The sequence below is a fragment of the Actinoallomurus rhizosphaericola genome (genome assembly GCF_024055675.1).
GTDB lineage: Bacteria > Actinomycetota > Actinomycetes > Streptosporangiales > Streptosporangiaceae > Actinoallomurus > Actinoallomurus soli.
On the sequence record NZ_JAMXMW010000003.1, the window covers coordinates 396621 to 415796 of the forward strand.

General features: G+C 72.7%; 14 protein-coding genes. 8 read left to right on the forward strand and 6 right to left on the reverse strand.

Annotated elements, in window-relative coordinates:
* Positions 1-18 precede the first annotated feature (18 nt).
* Both NE234_RS09505 and NE234_RS09510 read left to right on the forward strand, forming a co-directional pair.
* Positions 19-789, forward strand: coding sequence for a class I SAM-dependent methyltransferase (locus NE234_RS09505; RefSeq protein WP_252778520.1), 771 nt, complete (start codon positions 19-21; stop codon positions 787-789).
* Between the two features lie 105 nt (positions 790-894).
* The gene (locus tag NE234_RS09510) at positions 895-2619 is read left to right on the forward strand and encodes a serine/threonine-protein kinase (protein WP_252778521.1); all 1725 of its coding nucleotides are present in this window, start codon (positions 895-897) and stop codon (positions 2617-2619) included.
* A 21-nt stretch (positions 2620-2640) separates the two neighbouring features.
* Here NE234_RS09510 and NE234_RS09515 read toward each other — a convergent pair whose 3' ends face one another.
* Complete coding sequence (locus NE234_RS09515) at positions 2641-3528, reverse strand: NAD(P)-dependent oxidoreductase (protein WP_252778522.1); 888 nt, start codon at positions 3526-3528, stop codon at positions 2641-2643.
* Positions 3529-3555: 27 nt separating this feature from the next.
* On the opposite strand from NE234_RS09515, the gene NE234_RS09520 reads away from it, so the two are divergent.
* Entirely contained in the window at positions 3556-3912 is a 357-nt protein-coding gene (locus tag NE234_RS09520; protein ID WP_308206867.1) for a winged helix-turn-helix transcriptional regulator, read from the forward strand.
* Positions 3913-4124: 212 nt separating this feature from the next.
* Positions 4125-5702, forward strand: coding sequence for an alkaline phosphatase D family protein (locus NE234_RS09525; protein WP_252778523.1), 1578 nt, complete (start codon positions 4125-4127; stop codon positions 5700-5702).
* A gap of 121 nt (positions 5703-5823) precedes the next feature.
* Here NE234_RS09525 and NE234_RS09530 read toward each other — a convergent pair whose 3' ends face one another.
* The 3 genes from NE234_RS09530 to NE234_RS09540 form a co-directional block, all read right to left on the reverse strand.
* A complete protein-coding gene (locus NE234_RS09530; RefSeq protein ID WP_252778524.1) occupies positions 5824-7197 on the reverse strand; it encodes an FG-GAP repeat protein in 1374 nt (457 codons plus the stop codon).
* Positions 7198-7382: 185 nt separating this feature from the next.
* Positions 7383-8588 (reverse strand): L,D-transpeptidase, encoded by a 1206-nt coding sequence (locus NE234_RS09535; RefSeq protein ID WP_252778525.1) that lies wholly within the window; start codon positions 8586-8588, stop codon positions 7383-7385.
* Between the two features lie 191 nt (positions 8589-8779).
* On the reverse strand, positions 8780-9562 hold the full coding sequence (locus tag NE234_RS09540; protein WP_252778526.1) for a TenA family transcriptional regulator: 783 nt from the start codon (positions 9560-9562) through the stop codon (positions 8780-8782).
* A 110-nt stretch (positions 9563-9672) separates the two neighbouring features.
* On the opposite strand from NE234_RS09540, the gene NE234_RS09545 reads away from it, so the two are divergent.
* Entirely contained in the window at positions 9673-11022 is a 1350-nt protein-coding gene (locus NE234_RS09545) for an NAD(P)/FAD-dependent oxidoreductase (protein WP_252778527.1), read from the forward strand.
* Positions 11023-11112: 90 nt separating this feature from the next.
* On the opposite strand, the gene NE234_RS09550 is transcribed toward NE234_RS09545, so the two are convergent.
* Positions 11113-14151 carry a hypothetical protein gene (locus tag NE234_RS09550; protein ID WP_252778528.1) on the reverse strand — a complete coding sequence of 1013 codons (3039 nt, stop codon included), beginning with the start codon at positions 14149-14151 and terminating at the stop codon, positions 11113-11115.
* Positions 14152-14359: 208 nt separating this feature from the next.
* Between NE234_RS09550 and NE234_RS09555 the strand changes: the two genes are divergently transcribed.
* Together NE234_RS09555 and NE234_RS09560 are read left to right on the forward strand one after the other, a co-directional pair.
* A complete protein-coding gene (locus NE234_RS09555; protein WP_252778529.1) occupies positions 14360-14962 on the forward strand; it encodes an RNA polymerase sigma factor in 603 nt (200 codons plus the stop codon).
* The gene (locus NE234_RS09560; protein ID WP_252778530.1) at positions 14955-15914 is read left to right on the forward strand and encodes a CU044_5270 family protein; all 960 of its coding nucleotides are present in this window, start codon (positions 14955-14957) and stop codon (positions 15912-15914) included. The genes NE234_RS09555 and NE234_RS09560 overlap by 8 nt, the downstream gene beginning before the upstream one ends.
* Positions 15915-16000: 86 nt before the next feature.
* Here NE234_RS09560 and aceE read toward each other — a convergent pair whose 3' ends face one another.
* Entirely contained in the window at positions 16001-18787 is a 2787-nt protein-coding gene (gene aceE / locus NE234_RS09565; RefSeq protein ID WP_406566964.1) for a pyruvate dehydrogenase (acetyl-transferring), homodimeric type, read from the reverse strand.
* 199 nt (positions 18788-18986) lie between these two features.
* On the opposite strand from aceE, the gene NE234_RS09570 reads away from it, so the two are divergent.
* Entirely contained in the window at positions 18987-19172 is a 186-nt protein-coding gene (locus NE234_RS09570; RefSeq protein ID WP_252778531.1) for a DUF1918 domain-containing protein, read from the forward strand.
* Positions 19173-19176: the final 4 nt, after the last annotated feature.

Sequence of the window (19176 nt, forward strand, 5' to 3'; positions counted from 1 at the left end):
GACACGGAGGACGCGACGATGGGGACCGCACAGGTCCGTCAGCACCGCGGCACCACCCCCTACACGCGCCTGCGTGAGGAGCAGGTCCGCCCTCTCTACGCCGCGACGCTCGCGGCGCTGGGGCCACAGCCCGGCACCCGCCTGCTGCACGTCGGCTGCGGAACCGGCACGGCCCTGGCCCTCGCCGCCTTCACCGGCGCGGACGTCGCCGGGCTGGACCCCTCGCCGGATCTGCTGACGCACGCGCGTGACCGGCTGCCGGACGCGGACCTGCGCGCCGCCGAGATCACCGAGCTGCCCTACGACCGGGGCTGCTTCGACCAGGTCATGGCGTTCGACGCGATCCAGCACGCGCCCGCGCCCGCGGTGGCCATCGCGGAACTGGCCCGTGTCACCCGGCCGGGCGGCGTCGTCGCCGTCGGCCTGTGGCACAACTGGTCGGGCCGCGAGGCGAGCGCCTTCCTCAGCGCCGTACGGGGCCGGGTGCCCACGCCGCCCACGGACGGACCGCCCGTGCACGACCTGTACCGGCTGCGCGAGGTCATGGTGGAGGCGGGGCTCGACGTCTTCGCCAGCGCGGAGGTCACCCACCGGCACGACTTCGCCTCCCTCGACACCGCGTGGGAGTCGATGATGGCCTCGCCGAACATCGCCCGCGCGATCGACGTCATGGGCGTGGACGCCGCGCACGAGATCTTCGTCGCCAACTTCGCGACGATGCAGCGGTCCGACGGCTCCATCCAGCAGGAGCACCTGTACCAGTACGCCCTCGGCCGCGCCACGAGCTGAGCCGCTCCGGCACCCGCGAGGGCGGCCCATCGGCATGTCGGCCGGTGCGACCGGCGCTATGGTTACCTCTCGCGTGACCGACGGTAAGAGCGGGAGGACGACCAGATGCCCGAGGGTCATCCGCTGCGACCGGGCGATCCCACGCGGCTCGGGGCGTACCGGATCGTCGGACGCCTCGGCGAGGGCACGCAGGGCGTCGTCTACCTCGGCAGCGACGACGCCGGCACGCACGTGGCGATCAAGCTCCTGCACGCCCGCATGGCGGCCCACCCGCACGCGCGCGACCGCTTCGTCCGGGAGCTGGACGCCGCCAAGAAGGTCGCGCGGTTCTGCACCGCGCAGGTCATCGACGCCGACCTCGCCGGCGACCAGCCGTACATCGTCAGCGAGTACGTCGAGGGCCGGTCGCTGCGATCCCAGATCCTCACCGAGGGCCCCCGGTCGGGCGGCGCGCTGGAGCGGCTGGCGATCAGCACGCTGACCGCCCTCGCCGCGATCCACAAGGCCGGGATCGTGCACCGGGATTTCAACCCGCAGAACGTCCTGCTCGGCGAGGACGGCCCGCGGGTCATCGACTTCGGCATCGCCCGCGCCCTCGGGACCACCCGCAGGAACGAGAGCAACACCCTCGGCACGCCCGCGTACATGGCGCCGGAGCAGATCGCGGGCGGCGACATCGGCGCGCCGGTCGACATGTTCGCCTGGGGCTCGACGATCCTGTTCGCCGCGACCGGCCGCCCGCCGTTCGGCAACGACTCGGTGCCCAGGGTCATGGAGCGGATCGTGCGCGGCGACGCGGACCTCGGCCCGCTACCGGAGCCGCTGCGCTCCGTGGTCGCCGCCTGCCTGGCCAAGGATCCGGCGCGCCGCCCCACCGCCCAGGAGGCGCAGGCCGCGCTGCTCGGGCAGGAGCCGGTCGACGTGCCGCCGGCCCCCTCGGCGTTCGAATCCCCGCGCCCGGGCGCTTTCGACCCCCCGCCTCCGAATCAGACCACTTTCGACCCCTCGCGACCCGGCCCGTCGGCGTCCGAGCCCCTACGACCAGGACCGACGGCGTACGAGCCTCCGCGACCGGGCCCGTCGCCCTTCGGACCGGCGGGACCGGATCAGGGTGGTGAGTGGTCCGGCGCTGCCTCCGCCGTGCCGGACGGGGCGAACGCCGGGTCCCGCGCGGGCGCCCCGGCCGGGTCCCGGCGCTCGGCGGCGCGCTGGGCGGTCGGCGCCGGTGCGGCGACGGCCCTGGTGGCGCTCCTGCTCGCCCTGCTGCTCTGGCCCGACGGCGGCGGCGCCGAGAGTTCCGGGAAGACCATGGCCGTCGCCACGACGCCGTCGTCACGCCCGTCGTCCCCGGCGTCGGGCACGCCCACGGACGGCAGTCTGCGCGGAGGCCGGACCCCGACACCGACCCCGACCCCCGGCAGGACCAAGAAGAAGAGCTCCGCCCGCCCGAAGGCGCAGGGCTGCCGCGACTACTCCCGCGCGTACGGGCTGCCCGGCGGCGCCGGAACGGTGATCTTCAAGGGCACCGTCTGCCGGACGGCGTACTCCGGGACGTTCGTCCTGGCCGACACGAAGCCGAAGGACGGCTTCGAGGTCTGCGCGCAGCTGCGCGGCCATCTGAAGGGGTCGCCGGGCGGCTTCATCAGCACTCCGCTGATCTCCTCCAAGGGCCATGGCGTGCAGTCGGTCGACAACGGGCCGACGGTGCGGTTCGGGGCCACGACCAAGCGGACCGAGGACTGGGTCCAGTTGAACGCCGGCCGTTGCCGACGCTCGGGCTCGACCCTCACGTCGTCGTGGCAGACCCACGAGCGGCTCGCCACGGGCTGACTCCGCGCGGTCGGCCGCCGCTCAGCGCGGGTTCATGAGCTCGGTGATCCTCATGAACCCGTCCGTGCCGTGCCCCTGGTCGATCACCCGGCGCGTCAGGTCCTGGACCGTCCGCATCACGCCGGCCTCGATGCCGTGGGCCTCGGACGTGTGCACGATGTGGGCGATGGACGACGCCGCCGAGGTGATCGGATTGATCTCGCCGGAGAAGCTCCCGCCGTCGACGTCCTGCGCGAACCGCTCGAAGATCGACGGGAGGAAGGCGCTGATCCCCGTGGCGAACGGCGCCAGTTCCCCCGCGCTGACGCCCTCCGCCCGCGCCACCGCCAGCGCGTGCGCGTAGCCCGCCATCGTGGTCCAGAAGATGTCGAGCAGCGCGATGTCGTACGCGGCCGCCCGGCCGATCTCCTCGCCGAGATGGGTGTGCGTGCCGCCCAGGGCCTCCAGCGCCGGTCCGTGCTCCCGGTAGAGCTCCTCTGGGCCGCTGTGGATGAACGCCGCGGCCGGCGTTCCGATGGTGGTGGCCGGAGTCATGATCGCGCCGTCGAGATAGCCGATGCCGTGCTCGGCCGCCCAGGCGGCGGTGTCCCGGGCGCGATCGGGGGTGTCCGCGGTCAGGTTGACGACCGTGCGTTCCTTCAGCGCGGCGGTCACCGCGTCCTGCCGCAGGACGGCGTCCGCCGCGTCGTAGTTCACCACGCAGATCACGGTCAGCCCGCTCGCGGCGACCGCGGCCTCGGGCGACGGGGCCCCGACCGCGCCGCGACCGGTCAGCTCCCGGTCCCTGCCCGCCGTCCGGTTCCACACCGTCGTGCGCAGCCCGGCGTCGAGGAAGGCGCCGGCCAGCGCCCGGCCCATCGGCCCGAGGCCGAGTACGGTGACGGCAGAATCCGGGGTGTAAGAGGTCATGATCGGCTCCTGGGTCGTATAGGGGGGATGACGATGACGCGCAGCCGTGCTCGGGACACGAATGTCTGCGGAGTGACCGCGGCGATCGCGGTGATCGACGGCAAATGGAAGACGATCCTGCTCTGGCTGCTGGAATCGCGTCCGTACCGTCCCGGTGAACTGCGCCGGCGGCTGCCCGGCCTGACCGAAAAGGTGCTGACTCAGACGCTCCGGGAGATGGAGGCCGACGGTCTCGTCCATCGCGAGGTGCACGATGAGCGGCCGTTGAAGACCGTGTACTCCCTGACGCCTTTCGGCCGTGACCTGTCCGAGGCACTGGGGCCGCTGTCCGACTGGGGCCACCGGCGTCTGGAGAGACTCGCCGCAAGCGAGCCGGTTTCCTGATACACCGCCGTCCCTTCGTGTTCTCTTCTCCGGCCACGGAATTTCCACGACCAAGCTTCGGGCCCCTGAATCCCGCCGACAAGTACCCACAAAAAGGTGGGTATCCGCAGCCGTTCGGGACGAGGCGCGGGTCACGTGGCGTCAACCGGATGTTGACCGGCCGGTCAACGGCAGGTCTCACCGCCCTCAGCGGCGCGATCTGAACTGAGGGGGTGGATCTGACACGCAGGAGCCTCCTGATCGGCACGGCCGGGCTGCCGCTGGCCTCCCGGAGAACGGGCGACCCCTTCACGCTGGGCGTGGCATCGGGCGATCCCACGGCCGACGGCATCGTCCTGTGGACCCGCCTGGCGCCCCGGCCGCTCGCCGACGGCGGGCACGGCGGCATGCCGGACCGGGACGTGGACGTCGAGTGGCAACTCGCCGAGGACGAGCGATTCACCCGCGTCGTACGGTCCGGCACCGCGACCGCGCGGCCGTCGTGGGCGCACAGCGTGCACGTCGAGCCCGCCGGGCTGCAGCCGGGCCGGGAGTACTTCTACCGGTTCCGCACCGGCGGCCACCTCTCGCCGACGGGCCGGACGCGGACCGCCCCCGCCCCGGGCACGGCGCCGGACCTGGCGTTCGGCGTGGTGTCGTGCTCCAACTACGAGCAGGGCTACTTCACCGCCTACCGGCGCCTCGCCGAGCAGCAGCCCGACCTCGTGCTGCACCTCGGCGACTACATCTACGAGTACGCGCCGGGCGGCTACCGGAACTCCACCGGGACGATCGTCCGCTCCCACACCGCGCACCACTGCCAGACGCTCGCGCAGTACCGGCTCCGGCACGCGCAGTACAAGACCGACCCGGACCTGCGCGCGCTGCACGCCCTCGCCCCGTGGATCGCCGTCAACGACGACCACGAGGTGGAGAACGACTGGGCGGGCGTCCACCCGGGTACGTCGGGCCGGCCGGGCTTCGCTCAGCGCAAGGCGGCGGGCTACCGCGCCTACTACGAGCACATGCCGCTGCGCAGCTCGGCGCGGCCGCGCGGGTCCGCGATGCGGCTCTACCGGCGGCTGGCCTGGGGCGACCTGACGACGTTCCACGTCCTGGACACCCGGCAGTACCGGGACGACCAGCCGTGCGACGACGGCCTGCGCGCCGACTGCGCCGCGCGCCTGGCCACCGGCCGGACACTGGTCGGATCCGCCCAGCGGGCCTGGCTCGCCGCCGGGCTCCGCGCCTCCCGGACCCGCTGGAACCTGCTGGCCCAGCAGATCTTCATGGCCCAGCACGACTACCACCTCGGGCCGGGCAAGGAGGTCGTCGTCGACACCTGGGACGGTTACACCGCCGACCGGGACCGGATCCTGGGCGACATCGTCGCCTCGGGCGCGCGGAACCCGGTCGTCCTGACCGGCGACATCCACTGTCACTACGCGAGCGACCTGCTCGTCGACTTCGACGACCCGGACTCGCGGCGGGTCGGCGTCGAGCTGGTGACCACCTCGGTGACGAGCGACGGCGACGGCTACGACACCCCGGCGGCCCGCGCGATCGAGCTGGCCGAGAACCCGCACATCGCCTACGCCGACCAGCGCCGCGGCTTCATCGCCGCCCGACTGACGGCCACGGAGCTGCGGGCCGACTTCCACACGCTCCCGTACGTGACGAGACGGCACGCGCCCAGCACCGTCACAGCGAGCTTCACCGTCGCCGACGGCGCCCGCCGTCTCTCCCGGGCCGCCGCGCCGGCGCGACGCGCTCCCCGGGCCGCCGCGGCCGAAGCACCCCGCCGCCCCTGATCACCGCGACCGAAGCACCCTGCCGCCCTGACCACCGCGGTCGAAGCGCCGCCGTCGCCCCCTTGAGCATCGCGACCGAAGCGCCGCGCCGCTCCCTGATCATCGCGGCGCCCGGGAGCGCTCAGGAGACGGCGTAGCCCAGGAGCTCGCCCGCCGTGCCCGCCTGCACGGCGGTCGTCCGGGAGCCCCGTGTCAGGAACGCGGCGCCGCCGAAGCCGCCGGCGCCCGGCGCGCCGATCAGCAGGTCCCGGCCCCGGACCGCCAGGGACCACCCGAACTGGGCGGTCCCCCCGGCCGGGGAGGTGACGATGGCCCCGCGTCCCAGGCCCCGCCGGCGGCGGCCGTCGAGGATCTGGACGACGCCACCGCCCGGGGCACCGGCCGCGAGGTCGGCCGTGCCGTCGCCGGTCAGGTCGCCGGCCGCCAGCGCGGATCCCAGCCGGTCCTCGGGGCCGGGCCGGCGGAGCGCCCACACGTCCTCGCCTCCGGAGCCGTACAGGACGTACACCGCGCCCTGCGCGATGTTGTCCGGCATCGCCGTGTCGTCCTCGCCCGGCACCCCGATGGCCAGATCGTCGGTGCCGTCGTGGTCGAAGTCGCCGGCGGCCAGGGCCGCGCCGAACTCGTCGTAACGTTCGGGAACGCCCCGCACACCCGGGCTGTCCTCGGTGATCAGCCGGGACCGGTGCGCGGCCGGATCGATGACGGTCACCGCGCCCGACGCCTCGATGCCGTCGCCGGGTGCGCCGACGGCGATCTGCGTCCGCCGGTCCCGGCCGAAGGCGCCGAACGCGCCGACCGCCAGGGCCGTGCCGAAGCCGTCGGTCGGGCCCGAGGGCTGCCGCACCCAGGAGGTGTGCTGGGTGATCAGGCGGGCGGTGCGCAGACCGCGGCTGAACAGGCCGACCCCGCCTCCGCCCGCGAGGCCGGGGACGCCGACGACGAGGTCGTCCTGGCCGTCGTGGTCCAGGTCCGCCGCCGCGAGGGCGGCGCCGAAACGATCACCCGCCGGCGTACGGCCGAGGCTCCGCACGCTCAGGGTCATGCGCGGGCGCAGGCCGCCGGGTGAGCCGAAGTACACCGCCACGACGCCCGTACCGTCGGCCCCGGGACGCGCCCGTCCCTGGTCGGAGGCCGCCACGGCCAGGTCGTCGCAGTGGTCGCCGTCGAAGTCGCCGACGGCGATCGTGCCGCCGAACCCCGCGCCGGCCTGCGCGGGACTCGGCCGGAGCCAGGCGGGGCGGCCTCCGTAGCGGACGGCGACCGCTCCGGCCCGGCGGCGGCCCTCGCTCGTCGCGTACGGCGCACCGACGGCCAGGTCACGGACGCCGTCCCCGTCGAAGTCCGGGGCGGCCCCGGCGTGGCAGCGTCGGGCCGGTTCGAAGGCCGCGCGGACGACCCGGGCGCCCGGATGCCGGGCGGGGGCCTGCACCGTGGCCGCGGCGCAGGTGGGGAGCAGAACGACGGCGATCAGGCTCAGGCGGGCGATGCTCACTCACGCACGGTGCCCATGGGGCGGAACGACCGTCTTCCGGGCGAATGACCATCCGCTGACTTCTGCCGGTCGGTCCGGCGTCGCGGGCGTACGGCACCGGGCTCGGCGCCGCCGCCGGGGGGGCGCACGGCGCCCTGTTCAGGGCGGGGCGGCGGCCACGGCGCCGTGTGCTCGGGTCTCCGGCGTCAGCGGTGGAGGGCGCTGCCCTTGAGCCACTTCCGCCACGGCATCTGGTAGAACGACCAGCCGTTGTCCGGCTCGACCTGCCGGTCCGTTCCCGTGGCGATCACCGGGTCGCCGGGCTGGGAGTGCTTGTAGTACCAGATGGCGTCCTCGCGGGACTGACGGATGCAGCCGTGGCTGCAGTTACGGTTGCCGAGGCAGCCCTCGTCGCCCGGCGTCTGGTGGAGGTACTCACCGGCGTTGGAGACGCGGACGGCGTAGTGGATCAGTTCGCTGTAGTAGCCGGGGTCGCCGGGCCCGCGGCCCGGGGAGGTCATCGTGACGTCCTCGTCCTTCTCCATGTTGAGGTGGATCCCGCTGGTCGTGGTGTACTCGCGGGTCTCCCCGTTGCCCGCGCTGATCGGGATGGTCCGCACCGGCTTGCCGTCCCAGTCGACGCGCATGTGGTGGCCCGCGATGTCGAGGTGGGAGATCTGGGCCCGGCCGATCCGGTACGTCCGTGTGAAGTCCTTGGTGCCGTAGGTGTCGTCCCCGAACGGAACGCCGGTGAGGTGGGCGACGAGGCGCACCGTCTGGTGGGCCGGCCAGAAGAACTTGGGCCGGTAGACGACCTGTTTGCCCTCGTCGAACCAGTGCCACGCTCCTTCGATCGGCTTGTCGGCGATCACCTGGAGCGCCTTCTCGACCGCCGCCCGATCCTTGATCGTCTTGTCGAAGTTCAGGATGATCGGGAGCCCGACGCCGTAGGTCTCCTTCCGCCGGTCCTCCAGGACGGGGTCCTGGGACACCGTCACCGTGCTGGGCTTCCCCGTGGTGCGGAAGCTGCTCACCGCGGTGGACGTCCGCCCGTCGGCGTTCCGTGCGACGGCGTGGACACTGACGTTCGCCGCCGGTTCGAGCCCCCACCGGGATCGCCACTCCGTACGGTCCCTGCTGAAGTCACCGGAGACCCTCCGTCCGCCGCTGTCGAGCACGACGTCGGCCAGCCGGCCGCTCGTCGCCCGGACCACGACGGGCCGGTCGGGCCGTACGGCCGAGGTGCCGTTGCCCGGTGCGATCATCACGCGGGCCGCCGCGGCGTCCGCCTTGACCTTCTCGGCGCTCTCTCCGGCGGCCCGGTTACCGCCACTGCAACCCGCGGTCATGACCAGGGCGGTCCCCGTGACCGCGCTGAGCGCCAATTGCGTCCGAATGGCATCGACGTGCATGTCCAGCCCTTCCAACGGCCCAGCCGACGGCAAAAATTGATCCCCTACGAGATACCCATCGAGGATCGGGAGAATGCAGCCCACTTCGGCCGTCACCGCTGCGTCAGGGAGGAAAATGGCACGTCGCTGCCCGTTCTGAGCAGTGCGCTACGCTGGAGCTTAATGCCGTTTTACCCTGTTGAGGACCTCCATTACGTGACATTCACCGGAAATGCCCGATTTTCGTAACTGGCGTCGAAGGCCCTCCGGAACAACTCCAGCGACCGGCGCACCGCCGACTCGACCTTCGCGTGCTCGGCCTCGTCCCGCACGGTCAGCTTGATCAATTCGAACGCCTCCCGGGGATGCGCGTCGTCGTACTCCGCATGCTCGGTCAGCCAGCGGAGGGCGGCCGCGTCGTCGCCGTACCTGTCCCGGAATGCGGGCAGGGCCAGGCGCGTCCACTCCCCCGTGACCCCCTCGATCGCGTAGTTCACCGCGCCGAACGCCTCGGCCAGACCACCCCGGTAGCAGACCGACCACAGGTACTCGTACAGCGCGCCGACCTCCGGGCAGGGCCGGTGCGCGACCAGTTCGTCGAAGCCGATGCCGAGCGCGGCCGCCCAGTCGGCGTACCACTGGGCGTGCAGGGCCTCGGTCCGGATGTTCCCGATCAGCCAGTCGCGGGCGAGGTGATCCCCCGGGACCTGACCGAAGGTGGTCTTGGCCAGATAGACGCCCATGTACTTCGGGAACGCCTCGACCACGCAGAAGAAGTCAAGGAGAATCCGCCGCCACGCCTCCTCCGGGAACGGTCCGTGGACCGTCTCGGTGAAGATCTTCGCCTCGAGTACCGCGGTCCAGTCCGGCCGGAGCGAATCGACCATCGACCGAGCCCAGGCGGGATGCGGTGTCTCGGTGAGTTCGCTCTTCACCATGCGGTGATGGCGGGTCCGGGAGGGAACCTGTGAATGGCCGCCGACAGTGGTCGCCATGATCCGACTCCTCGCTCGTCCATACGAGTATCGGCGCGTCCTTCACATAGGGTCAATATCCGCGTTCTCATATGATTTCTGAGCGCACTCCCCGCCACCGGAGACCTCGAGTGAAACGCGAACACGCCATCGTCATCGGCGGAAGCATGGCCGGCCTGCTCACCGCCCGCGTCCTGACCGCCCACTTCGAACGGGTCACCCTCATCGACCGCGACCGGTTCCCGGCCGATCCGGTGTTCCGGCCGGGCGTGCCGCAGTCCCGGCACCTGCACGTGCTCTGGACCCGCGGCCTGGAGATCGCCGAGGCGCTGTTCCCCGGTCTGGAGGCCACGTTACGCGCGGCCGGCGCCGAAGAGGTCCGCGTGCCCGCCGACGTCCTCTGGCTCACTTCGGCGGGCTGGCGCGAACGCTTCGACGCGACGCGGCTGCTGACGTTCAGCCGCCCACTCCTCGACCATGCCGTACGGGACCGGCTCACCGGCCCCCCGGACGGCGGGCGCAAACCCGTCGACGTCCTCGACGGGCACCGGGTGACCGGCCTCCTCCCCCGCGGCGGGGACGTCGCCGGGGTGATCCTCGGCGACGACGGCGAACTCCATGCCGACCTGGTCGTCGACGCCACCGGCCGCGGGTCGCGGGCGCCGGAATGGCTCACCGCACTCGGTCACCCGGCGCCGCCGGAGACCCGGGTCGATCCGCTCCTGGGGTACGCCAGCCGCTACTACGCCATACCGCCCGGGTTCGATCCCGGCTGGAAGGCGCTGTACATCCAGGCCGACCCGCCCGCGACCCGGCGCACCGGCGGACTGTTCCCCCAGGAGGGCGGTCGCTGGATCTGCAGCCTCTCCGGCGCGGGACGCGACTACGGCCCGTCCGAGGAGGCCGCGTTCCTGGAGTTCGCCAAGGGGCTGCGCAGCCCCGTCCTGTACGACGCCATCCGCGACGCCGAGCCGCTGACCCCCATCGTCGCCTACCGCCGCACGGCCAACCACCGCCGGCACTACGAGCGGCTGCCCTCCTGGCCGCGCGGCTTCGTCGTCACCGGCGACGCCGCGTGTGCCTTCAACCCCATCTACGGCCAGGGCATGAGCGTCGCCGCCGTCGCGGCCCTGGCCCTCGACCGCTGCCTGCGCGACCCGCGCCCCGGCTTCGAACGGCGCTTCCAGCGCGGCGCCGCCCGCAGCGCCGCCGGGGCATGGCTCGTCGCCACCGGTGAGGACCTGCGCTACCGGGAGACCGAGGCCGCGCCCGTACGGCTGCGGACCCGCGTCATCAACGCGTACGTCGACGAGGTCGTGGCCACCGCCAACGTCGACCGGCGGGTGTGCGAACGCCTGGTTCACGTGCTGGCGCTGATGGCCGCGCCGACGTCGCTGTTCGCTCCCGGCGTGCTCGCGCGGGTCGCCGCCCACCGCATCCGCCGGCCCGCCCCGATCGCCATGCCGATCCGCCCGTCCTGACCCGCCCGCGTCCCGGCCGACCCGTTCCGGCCCACCTCAGGTCTCGGGCCCTGATCCGGTGTCCCGGGGCCGTGCCGACCCGACGCCCCGCTATCCGTCGGACGACGGGGGGAAACGGCGGCGGAAGCGGTCGAAGCGCCCAGGCGGCGCGGGAGGGGACTGCGTACGCGCGGGGTCGTTCGCCGCGTCGTCGGCGGAGGGATCGGGCTCCGGCCCTGGCGCGGACCCCTGTGGCGCGCCCGGCGTACCCGGCACGCCGGGACCGCCGGGTGCCCCGGGGGGATTCGCCCCGCCGGGGGTGTACGAGGTGCCGGGGGGACCCGGCCGACCGGGGAGGCCCGGTCCGCCGATGAGACCCGGCGACGGGTACGTCGCCCCCGTGTCCGGCCCGGCCGGACCGGGCGTGTGGAACGGCGTCCCGCCGTACGCCGATGAGGAGGGCGGGGTTCCCCCCGGAAGGGGCGGAGACGCACCGGGAGCCGACCCCGCGCCCGGAAACGTCGGCGGAGCAGGGGGCACCGACCGCTGATCCGGGGGTGGGGGGAACGGCGCCGGGCCGAGCGGATCGGCCGCCGCCCGGCCGGGTACGCGCGGGTCGGCCGGCGCCTGGGGAGGAAGGCGCGGATCGGCGGGCAGGCCGCCCGTCGCAAGCGGGTCGGCGGTCGGTCCATCCGTCGCGAGCGGGTCGCTCAGCGGATCCCTCAACCGCCGCCTACCGGCCAACGGGTCACTCGCCCCACGTCTGTCGGCCAACGGATCACTCGGCAGCCGCGGACCGGCCGGCGGGCCTCCCGGACGGCGAGAATCAGCCGACGGGGCGCCCAGACCGAGAGGGTCGGTCAACGGCCCACCCGGAGTCCAGCCGTCCGCCAACGGATCACTCGGCACCTGCGGACCGGTCGGAGGACCGCCCGGACCGCGAGAATCAGCCGACGGGCCGCCCACACCGCGCGAATCGGTCAACGGCCCGCCCGGAGTCCGCCCATCGGCCGGCGGGCCACTCGGCGGCACCTGCGGAGCGGCCGACGGGGCGCCCAGACCGAGGGGATCGGTCGACGGCCCACCCGGAGTGCGCCCGTCGGCCGCCGGATCGCCGGGTGCCGGGGAGACGGCAGGCGGATCGCTCGGTCTCCGCGAGTCGGCCGATGAGCCGGCCTGTGGCTCGACCACACCGTGCGGCCCGGTCTGCGACTCGGCCAAGGCGTGCGGCCCGGTCTGCGGCTCGACCACATTGTGCGGCCCGGTCTGTGGCTTGGCCACAGCGTGCGGCCCGGTCTGCGACTCGGCCAAGGTCTGCGGACCCGTCTGCGAACCGGCCGGAGCCTGCGGATCGGCGGCGTGCCGCGCATGCCGCGCCGAGGTCGTCGGTCCCAGGTGACCTTTCGCGAACTGCTCCACCTGTGCCTTGGCCTCGTCGGCCTCCGCCCGCGCGGCGTCGCGTTCGGCGATCATCGTGGCCAGCGCGGCGCGAAGCTGGCTCAGCATGCTGGACCGCTCCTTGGCCTGCAGCTGGTACTGCGCCAGCTTGGTCCGCGCCTCCTCCAGCTCACGGCGAGCGGACTCGATCTCCTCGGTGAGCCGTGCGGCCTCCTCCAGCCGGGGCCGTGCCGTTTCGAGTTCCCCGCGCGAGGTCTCCAGGTCGGCCCGGACCGTCTCCAACTCGTTCCGAGCACCGTCCAGCTCGGTACGGGCACGGTCCAAATCGGCACGGGCGCTGTCCGCGTCGCCCCGAGCGCCCTTCACCTCGGCGCGAGCGCTCTCCAGTTCCCCGCGGGTGCTCTCCAGTTCGCCGCGAGCGCTCTCCAGCTCGGCACGGGTGCTCTCCAGCTCGGTTCGGGTCTCGTCCCGCTCGGTACGGGTGCGTTCGAGCTCGCCGCGGAGCTCCTTGATCTCGGCCATCGCGGTATCCCGCTCGCCGCTCACCTCGTCGGCGTGCGCGCGTGCCTCGAGGGCCTGCCGGTCGGCCGCAGCTCGTGCCTGTTCGGCGGCCGCCCGAGCACTCTGCGCAAGCTCGGCCGTGGTGCGCATCTTGTCCAGCTCGGACTCGGCGGCCCGGAGCTGCGAACGCATCTCCTCCACCGCCACGGCCCGCTTCTGCAGTTCCTTGGCCTCGGCGAGCTCGCCGCGGTATCGCGCGTTCTCGTCGCGGGCCAGGTCCAGTGCCGAGGTCAGCTCGGCGATCCGGTGGGTGAGACGGTCACGCTCCTCGCGTACGGCCGTGACCGCCTCGGTCGCCGCCTCCGCCGTCCGGGTCGCCTGGTCGCCGAGGTCGCGCGCGGCGTCCCGTTCCGTATGGGCGGCCTCCAACCGCGAGGTCAGCTCGGCGACGGCGGTCTCGGCCCGCTCGGCCCGGCGCCGTACGTCCCCCAGCTGGGCGAGTACCTGTTCGGCGTCCAGCCGGGCCGCCTCGCGGTCCCGCTGCGCCTCGGCGACGGCGGCGGCCGCCTCCGCCCTCGCCTCCGCGATCCGCCGCTCGACTCCCGCGACGCTGAGATCCGCCGTCAGGGACATCGCCAGGAGCTCGGCGACGTCCTCCAGCCGTTCGACCATGTCCCAGGTCCGCGCGACCTGCCCGGCGAGGCCCGGAGAGTCCTGGTCGCGGCGGCGCCGCTCGGCCGCCGCCTGGGCGCAGGCGCCGTCGTTGTCGAGGCAGTACCGCAGGACGGGCCCCGCCTCGCCCGGCTGCGGGATCGGACGCCCGCAGTAGGCGCAGGGTCGCGTCACGGCATCGTCCCCATCCGTGGGCGGGAAGGGTCGTGTCACCGCGTCGTCCCCGTCCGGGGGCGGGATGTCTTCCCTCGCCGAGGCGTCGCCGGCCGGGTCGGCGTCCGGCTCCGGCGGGCGCCGTTCAGCGAGCCGATCGTCCTCGCCTTCGTCCGCCGGCCCGGAGGCCGTCTCAGGGGAATCGTCCGCCCCGGAGATCTCGTCCCGTCCGCCGTCCTCCGGCGCGGGAACGTTCTCCGGGGAGGCGTCCGCTGCCTCAGGGGCCGCATCGGCGGAAGCCGAAGAAGCGTCCGTCTCGGCCGCGGGGCGGTCCGTACCGGGCGGGCCGGCAGGGCCCGGGGCGTCGTCGCCGGAGGTCACGGCGGCATCGGGCTCGGGCACGTTGTCGTCCGTCGGGCCGGACACGCTCATCCCCCTTGCGATCCGTGATCGGGATGATCTCAATTGTCAGCCCGAAGACCGTATCTCCCTTCGTCCCCTCCGGGGAACGCAACGGCGAGGTTCGGTCCCCGGAGATGCCGCGACCGGCGCCGTGAAGAAGATTTCGGCCGGCGACTGAGTACGGGTGACCGCCGAACGCCTCGGAAAGGCCGGACATGACAAGGAGCCACGGATGACCGCCGCACACGGCGTCGCCGCCTCACAGGACGAGGACGCCGCGGTGATCGGGCGGTCGTGGCATGAGCCCGATCAGTTCAAGGTGATCTACGACAGGTACTTCCCGCAGATCTACCGGTACGTGGCCGGGCGGCTCGGCCGTGACGTCGCCGACGACGTCGCGGCGGAGACGTTCCTGACCGCGTTCCGCAAACGCGACCGGTTCGACCCGGAGCGCGGCGCCGTACGCCCCTGGCTGTTCGGCATCGCCACCAACCTGGTCGGGCAGTACCGGCGTGATGAGAGCAGGCGCTATGCCGCGCTGGCCCGCCTGGGCGGTGAGACCGCGGGCGGCGAGCACGAGGAGCGGGTCGCCGCCCGGGTCACCGCGGAGGGCGTGCGGCCAAGCCTCGCGCGGGCTCTCGCGGCGCTGCCGGAGGGGGACCGCGACGTGCTGCTGCTCGTCGCGCTGGGCGGCCTCGGCTACGAGGAGGCCGCGCAGGCGCTGGAGATTCCCGGGGGCACCGTCGGATCGCGGTTGAGCAGGGCTCGAAAGAAGCTGCGGGAGGCTCTGGGCGGGACCGACCCCACGTCTACGGAGGAAGAATTCCATGGATGACATTCAGGCGGTCTCCCGGCTCCTGGAGGAGGGCGACCCGTCGGCGGCGGTGACGGCGACGGGCCGGCGGCGGCTGGACGAGCTGATCCGTCAGGAGCCTGCGAGGGCTCCGCGCGACGTGCCCGCCGGCCGGAGGCGGCAGGGGCGCCGCCGGCTCCGCTGGGCTCTGCCCGGGCTCGGGCTGGTCGCCGCCGGAACCGCCGCCGCGATCGCCCTCACGGGCACGTCGGCTCCGTCACACGGCCCCCGGCCCGCCCCGGCACAGACGGAGCAGCGGTTGTCCGGCCGGGAGGTCCTGCTGGCCGCCGCGGCGAGCGCCGAGAAGACGCCGCCGACGGCCGGGAGGTACTGGCACGTCCGACGGATCCGTACGATCGCGGTCTCGGGCGGGCGACCCGTGGGGAACGTGCTGGAGACCTGGGCCGCCAAGGACGGCTGGTGGTACATGGGCTCGGCCGACCTGGAGAACCACGGGGACGCGCTGGACAAGAAGAAGTACAAGGACGGCAGGTCCTTCGAGCTGGAGGACCACATGCTGTCCTTCGACCGGCTCCGGGGGCTCCCGGCCGACCCACGGCGGCTCACGACCTGGGCGCGCGCGTTCTCACGCGGGCTGAACCCGCAGTGGCGGCCGAAGGACGTGGAGGATGCGACGACCGACACGCTGAGCACGCTGCTGTACGCGGTCCCCGTCTCGCCGAGCGTGCGCGCGGCCGCCTTCCGTGCACTCGCGCGGCGGCCCGGCGTGACGGCCGGTGGCCGGGTCGCGGACTCCCAGGGACGCGTGGGACAGGCCGTCAGGCTCGGGCCCTCCACCCTGATCATCGACACGAAGAGCTCGTTCGTCCTGCAGGAGACGGTGGAGACGGTGGACCACGTCAAGCGTGCGTCGACGGTCTACCTGGAGGTCGGCTGGACCGACGAGAAGCCTCACGTGCCGACCGCCTCCTGACCCGCGGAGAGGAGTCCCCGTACGCGACGACGGCCGGAGCGGCCCGTGAGAGCCGGTCCGGCCGTCGTCGCGGCGTCGCGTCGTCGTCAGCCGACGCTCATGCCGCCCGTCTCGCTCTCCGGCGGGGTGCTGCCGGCGCCGACGACCACCTCGGCGCCCTCGCCGAGCTGGTAGCGGTCGATGGCCTTCTGCAAGATCTCCTGCTTGATCTCGCCGCGCCGGGCGAGCCGCGTCAGCACGGCGAGGGTGATGGACGCCGCGTCGACGTGGAAGAAGCGGCGCGCGGCGGCACGGGTGTCGGAGAACCCGAACCCGTCGGTGCCCAGCGAGGACCAGTCGCCCGGCACCCACGGCGCGATCTGGTCCGGGACGGCGCGCATGAAGTCGCTGACCGCGACGACCGGGCCGGGCTGCCCGTCGAGCGTGCGGGTGACGTACGGGACGCGCTGCTCGCCGTCGGGGTTCAGGAGGTTCCACTCGTCGCAGGCGACGGCCTCGCGGCGCAGCTCGGTCCACGAGGTGGCCGACCAGACGTCGGCGGCCACGCCCCACTCCTCGGCGAGCATCCGCTGGGCCTCCAGGGCCCACCGGACCCCGACGCCGGAGGCGAGGATCTGCGCGCCCGGCGCCTCGCCCTCGACCTGCGGCGCCTCGGCGTAGCGGTACAGGCCCTTGAGCAGGCCGCCGACGTCGAGGTCGGCCGGCTCGGCGGGCTGCTGGTACGGCTCGTTGTAGACGGTGAGGTAGTAGAAGACGTCCTCGCCGTTCGGGTGCTCTTCGCCGGTGCCGTACATGCGCCGCAGCGCGTCCTTGATGATGTGGGCGAGCTCGAACGCCCAGGCCGGGTCGTAGTAGACGCAGGCCGGGTTGGTCGCGGCGAGCAGCGGCGAGTGGCCGTCGTTGTGCTGCAGGCCCTCGCCGGTGAGGGTGGTGCGGCCGGCGGTCGCGCCGAGCAGGAAGCCGCGGCTCATCTGGTCGGCCATCGCCCAGAGGCTGTCGCCGGTCCGCTGGAACCCGAACATCGAGTAGAAGATGTAGACGGGGATCATGTGCACGCCGTGGGTGGCGTACGCCGTGCCGGCCGCGATGGCGGAGCCGACGGCGCCCGCCTCGCTGATGCCCTCGTGCAGCATCTGGCCCTGCTCGGACTCCTTGTAGGACAGCAGCAGCTTGCGGTCGACCGCCTCGTACGTCTGACCGTACGGCGAGTAGATCTTCGCCGACGGGAAGAGCGAGTCCATGCCGAACGTGCGGTACTCGTCCGGGGCGATCGGTACGAACCGGGCGCCGATGTTCTCGTCCTTGATGAGGTCCTTGAGCAGCCGGACGAACGCCATCGTCGTGGCGACGTTCTGCTTGCCGGAGCCCTTCTTCAGCTCGACGTACACCGGGTCGCCGGGGAGCTTCAGGGCCTTGGCGCGGTTGACCCGCTTGGGCAGGTAGCCGCCGAGGGCCATGCGGCGCTCCCGCATGTACTGCACCTCGTCGGAGTCCTCGCCCGGGTGGTAGTACGGCGGCAGCTCCGCCTCCAGGGCCGAGTCGGGGATGTCGAGGTACAGCCGGTCGCGGAACTCCTTCAGCTCGGCCTTGGTGAGCTTCTTCATCTGGTGTGTGGCGTTGCGCGCCTCGAAGTCCGGCCCGAGCGTCCAGCCCTTGATCGTGTGGGTGAGGATCACGGTCGGCTGGCCGACGTGCTCACGGGCCGCCTTGAACGCGGCGTACAGCTTGCGGTAGTCGTGGCCGCCGCGCGACAGCTTGCGGATGTCGTCGTCGGACATGTGCTCGACCATCTTGCGCAGCCGCGGGTCGTCGCCGAAGAAGTGCTCGCGGATGTACTCGCCGGTCTCGACGGTGTAGGTCTGGAACTGGCCGTCGGGCGTGGTGTTCATCTTGTTGACGAGCGCGCCGTCGACGTCCTGGGCGAGCAGCGGGTCCCAGTCGCGGCCCCAGATGACCTTGATGACGTTCCATCCGGCGCCCCGGAAGAACGACTCCAGCTCCTGGATGATCTTGCCGTTGCCGCGGACCGGTCCGTCCAGCTGCTGCAGGTTGCAGTTGATCACGAAGGTGAGGTTGTCGAGCTCCTCGCGGGCGGCGAGGCCGATCGCGCCGAGCGACTCGGGCTCGCCCATCTCGCCGTCGCCGAGGAACGCCCACACGTGCGACCGGGAGGTGTCCTTGATCTTCCGGTTGTAGAGGTAGCGGTTGAACCGGGCCTGGTAGATCGAGTTGATGGCGGTGAGGCCCATGGACACCGTGGGGAACTCCCAGAAGTCCGGCATCAGCCGCGGGTGCGGGTAGGACGACAGCCCGCCGCCCGGGTGGGAGATCTCCTGGCGGAACCCGTCGAGCTTGTCCTCGGGCAGCCGGCCTTCGAGGAACGCGCGGGCGTAGATGCCCGGCGCGGCGTGGCCCTGGATGAACACCTGGTCGCCGGACTCGCCGTGGTCCTTGCCGCGGAAGAAGTGGTTGAACCCGACCTCGTACAGCGACGCGGCGGAGGCGTAGGTCGCGATGTGGCCGCCGACCGACAGCTCGGGGCGGTTCGCCCGCGACACCATGATCGCGGCGTTCCATCGGATGTAGGCGCGGATACGGCGTTCGACGTACTCGTCACCTGGGAACCAGGGCTCGCGCTCCGGCGGAATCGTGTTGATGTAGTCCGTGCTGCGCAGGCCGGGCACGCCGACCTGCTGCTCGCGGGCCCGCTCCAGCAGCCGCAGCATGAGGTAGCGGGCGCGCGAACGGCCCTCGGTCTTGATGACCGTGTCGAGCGACTCCAGCCACTCCCGGGTCTCATCGGGGTCGATGTCCGGAAGCTGACTGGGGAGGCCGTCGCTGATGATCGAAAAGCGCTGGCGTCCGGAAGCCACGGGTTCCCCTTCGCTTCGTGCCCACCCAGGTCAGGTGATGGATCGTTGTTGTCCCGACCATCGTCGTACGTCGGAACCGTTAACGCATCTCTACCGCCCGGTAACCGGCCGGTACGGCTTCCCATCGGCCTCGGAGCGTACGAGGCTGTGTGGAGAGCCACCGCTCAGGGGATACCCGCGGTCGGGAGGTGAAACGAGGATGGAAGCGGTCGTTGGCGACCGGTTGCACGTCCACGGGAACACCGTCGGGCAGGCCGACCGGACCGGCAAGATCATCGAGGTGCGCGGCTCCTCCGGGGGACCGCCCTATGTCGTCCGCTTCGACGACGGGCACACGGGCCTGGTATATCCGGGGCCGGATGCCGTGATCGAGCCGGAAGAGTAGACAG